This is a genomic window from Microbacterium sp. 13-71-7, from assembly GCF_002257455.1.
GTDB lineage: Bacteria > Actinomycetota > Actinomycetes > Actinomycetales > Microbacteriaceae > Microbacterium.
In genome coordinates this window covers 1-3049 of record NZ_NCKN01000344.1, presented here as the reverse complement: position 1 = coordinate 3049, position 3049 = coordinate 1, and the positions used below count along the sequence as shown (strand labels likewise).

The following is a 3049-nucleotide window of genomic DNA, read 5'->3' as shown; positions in this document are numbered from 1 at the left end:
GATCCCAGAACGCTGCGGAGTTTTTCGCGATGAGCCAGTTGCCTAGGAGCATGGCAAGCGAGCCCACCGAAACGCTGGAAAGATCGTTCGCGGCTATCGTGCGAAGCAGCCCATCCAGGTCCTCGGGGAACCCGACGATCTCTCGCGCCTGGCCGTCGCCCTCGACCCAGCGCACCGGATCGTGCGCGACGGAGTCATCGCCCGGTCGCGAGTACTCGGCGAAACCCTGGGGCCATGGCAATGGAAGCTGCCCGGACTCATCGCGCATTTTCGTTCCCTTTCACGTCAGGACGACCTCAATGTCCAAGACTCGAAACACCCTGAACATGGTGCTGAACGTTGGATTCGCCAGCGTCCCGACGGCAGTTTCTCCCCGTTCAAGACTGCTGTACGTATGTAGCGCGAGCCCCGCTGCTAAGGCGACTTCCTCCTGCGACAAGCCCGCCGACGTCCGTCGACGTCGCAGCAGCTGGGCGAGAGATTGAACAGCACCACAATGAGGTTCTGCCTCATGGCTGAGCAATCTCATCTCCCCTCGGTCGTAGCGGGCGGTGCCACGTTCGCACAGGTACCGCACACCAATTCGCCGGCTGCAACACCGAGCCTATGGCGACCGCGGACACACCGCACCTGGGCTTTTGGCTAGAAAATATAACCTAAACTATGCGAACCAATGCCGAACCGCGATTCGCCGATAATTACCCATTATTCAGTAAGCTGATTTGGCAGGGTAGAGCAGGATTCTGCTGGGGACGCTGAATCGAGCAACGATACAGAGGCCTCGCCTGTACGGCGGGCCTCTGCGCTGAGGGGCGGGGGCCCACGCTGCAGCAACTGTAGGCATTCACGTTGGCCCCTCAAACAGTCATCACAGCGATGATGGTCAATGCTCCAAGAGCGACGGCCAGTCCCACCACGAGGGCAACGATAGTCACCACGATCACGTCGGTCAGTGCCCTTTGACGCATAGGGCTCTGGTCCGTGCCGGTCGAGCACCCGCACCCGCTGTACGGGTGGCGCTTCCAGGGGACCGACGACGCCGGCGACTCGTTCGTCTTCGACGTCTACCAGGGCGCCGACGGCTGGCACGTCCACCACGCCTACTCCTGATGTCGGTGGCTGCTGACAGGATCGCCGACGTGGACCCCGCCCGAATTCGCGCCTTCAAAGAGCGCAATCCGTCATGGCGCGGGAACAAAGAGACACGGATCCGGGAAGAGCTCGGCCTCTCCCCCGCACGCTACGTCGTGCTGCTCGAACGCGCCGCGGCTTCCCTTGAGGGCATGCAGGCGGATCCGCTTGGCGCGCGCCGGGTCCTCGACTTCACGCCGCCGCGGATCCGCTGGGGTTCCCAATGAGCGAACCACGCGTCCGAGTGACATCTCGAGGAGAACCGTCGGATGCCGCCTGGCGCAGGTTTGGGGACGTAGCAGCCAGGGTCCTCTTCAACCTCGCTGAGCGTGATCTCGAAGCAGCGGCCGCAGCAATCGCCGACGATACGGTGCAAGATACGGTGCAGACGCCGGAGGGGCTGGCACCTGATGCGGTGTCAGCCCCTCCGTTTCCCGCGGAATTCCGCGGCTGTGGCAAGTGAGGGATTCGAACCCCCGAAGCATTACGCGGCTGATTTACAGTCAGCTCCCTTTGGCCGCTCGGGCAACTTGCCAGTGCACGCCCGTCCCGCTTTTCCAGCCGACCGGGGGCGCGAAGATCAAGCATACCCGGCGGATCCGGTCACGAGAAATCGAGCGGGAGACCGGGTTCGCGGTTCCCGGTTCACACGCCCAGCGTCGAGGCGCGGGCGATGAGTTCGGGGCGGTAGAGCACGCGCTCCGCGGTCGCCGCGCCGCCGTCGGACGCCCCCAGCAGCAGGTCCACCGCGGTGGATCCGATGAGGGCGGCGGGCTGGCGGATCGAGCTCAGCGGGATCACCGCGGCCTCCGCGAAGTCGATGTCGTCGTACCCGATGAGCGCGATGTCCTGCGGGACGCGCGCATCCCCGGCCATCACCAGGCTCTGCAGCAAGCCCAGAGCCACGAGGTCGTTCGCGGCGAACACGGCATCGGGGCGCTCCGCGCCCGGTCGGTCCATGAGGAGCCGGCCCGCGCGGCGCCCCTCCTCGACGCTGAGCGCGCCCGTCGCCATGAACTCCAGTCCCACCCCGGCCGCGGCGGCCACGGCCTGTGCGCCGCTCAGCCGGTCCGAGACCTGCCGCAGCGAGACGGGGCCGCCGACGAACGCCAGCCGGCGCCGACCGCTCTCCAGGAGGTGCGCGGCGGCGATCCGCCCGCCTTCGACGTCGTCCACGGCGACGGAGGAGAAGCCGGGATCCCGTGATTCGCGATCCACCAGGACGCTGAGCGTGCCGCGATCGCGCATCTGCTGGAGCCGCGGCAGCGCCTCGGCGACCGGAGTGATGAGGACGCCCGCGACGCGCTGCTCCTCGAAGAGGTCGAGGAGCAGTCCTTCACGACGCGCGCTCTCGTCGCTGTTGGCGACGAGCACCGACATCCCGTGCTCGTCCGCGCGCTGCTCGGCGCCGCGGACGACCTCGGCGAAGAAGGGGTTGCGGATGTCGAGGACGACGAGCCCGATGGTGCGGCTGTGCCCCGCGCGGAGCTGCCTTGCGGCGTCGTTGCGCACATAGCCGAGGCGGGCGATCGAGGCCTGGACGCGCGTCACGGTGTCCGCGGAGACCCGCTCCGGACGATTCAGGACGTTCGACACCGTGCCCACGGACACGCCGGCGTCCTCCGCCACTTCCCGGACGCTCACCACCATGGCCGCCCCCTCTCCCGCACAGCGAGCCTAGGGCATCACGGGCCGGCGCCCGGGAGCCAGGGGCACGCCCGATCAGGCGACGAAGCGGTGCTCGCCCCCGACGACCTCGTGCGTGGCGCCACCGGGCAGGACGATCTCCGCGGGGACGCCCTCGGGAATCCTCGCCTCGAGCACGAACCCCTCCTCGCCGGCGTTCCAGTGCACCGCGATCTCCCCCGCCGCGGAGTCGTAGCGCGTGCGCGCCCAACTGATCCCGGGCCCGGGCACG

6 protein-coding genes and 1 tRNA gene are annotated in these 3049 nt (G+C 67.6%); 2 read left to right on the top strand and 5 right to left on the bottom strand.

Annotated elements, in window-relative coordinates; translation table 11 throughout:
- Both B7X32_RS19925 and B7X32_RS21110 read right to left on the bottom strand, forming a co-directional pair.
- The coding region (locus B7X32_RS19925; RefSeq protein ID WP_292723746.1) for a hypothetical protein at nt 1-268 on the bottom strand (268 nt) is incomplete at its 3' end.
- Nucleotides 269-280: 12 nt separating this feature from the next.
- Nucleotides 281-529 carry a helix-turn-helix transcriptional regulator gene (locus tag B7X32_RS21110; RefSeq protein ID WP_366247014.1) on the bottom strand — a complete coding sequence of 83 codons (249 nt, stop codon included), beginning with the start codon at nt 527-529 and terminating at the stop codon, nt 281-283.
- A gap of 452 nt (nt 530-981) precedes the next feature.
- Between B7X32_RS21110 and B7X32_RS19920 the strand changes: the two genes are divergently transcribed.
- On the top strand, nt 982-1110 hold the full coding sequence (locus B7X32_RS19920; RefSeq protein WP_292723743.1) for a hypothetical protein: 129 nt from the start codon (nt 982-984) through the stop codon (nt 1108-1110).
- Nucleotides 1110-1358 carry a DUF3263 domain-containing protein gene (locus B7X32_RS19915; RefSeq protein ID WP_292723740.1) on the top strand — a complete coding sequence of 83 codons (249 nt, stop codon included), beginning with the start codon at nt 1110-1112 and terminating at the stop codon, nt 1356-1358. The genes B7X32_RS19920 and B7X32_RS19915 overlap by 1 nt, the downstream gene beginning before the upstream one ends.
- Nucleotides 1359-1584: 226 nt before the next feature.
- Here the strand turns inward: B7X32_RS19915 and B7X32_RS19910 are convergent.
- The 3 genes from B7X32_RS19910 to B7X32_RS19900 form a co-directional block, all read right to left on the bottom strand.
- A tRNA-Tyr gene (locus tag B7X32_RS19910) sits at nt 1585-1666 on the bottom strand.
- Nucleotides 1667-1776: 110 nt separating this feature from the next.
- Nucleotides 1777-2781, bottom strand: coding sequence for a LacI family DNA-binding transcriptional regulator (locus B7X32_RS19905; RefSeq protein WP_292723738.1), 1005 nt, complete (start codon nt 2779-2781; stop codon nt 1777-1779).
- 72 nt (nt 2782-2853) lie between these two features.
- Nucleotides 2854-3049 (bottom strand): alpha-L-rhamnosidase C-terminal domain-containing protein (locus B7X32_RS19900; RefSeq protein WP_292723736.1); only part of this gene is annotated, 196 nt, incomplete at its 5' end.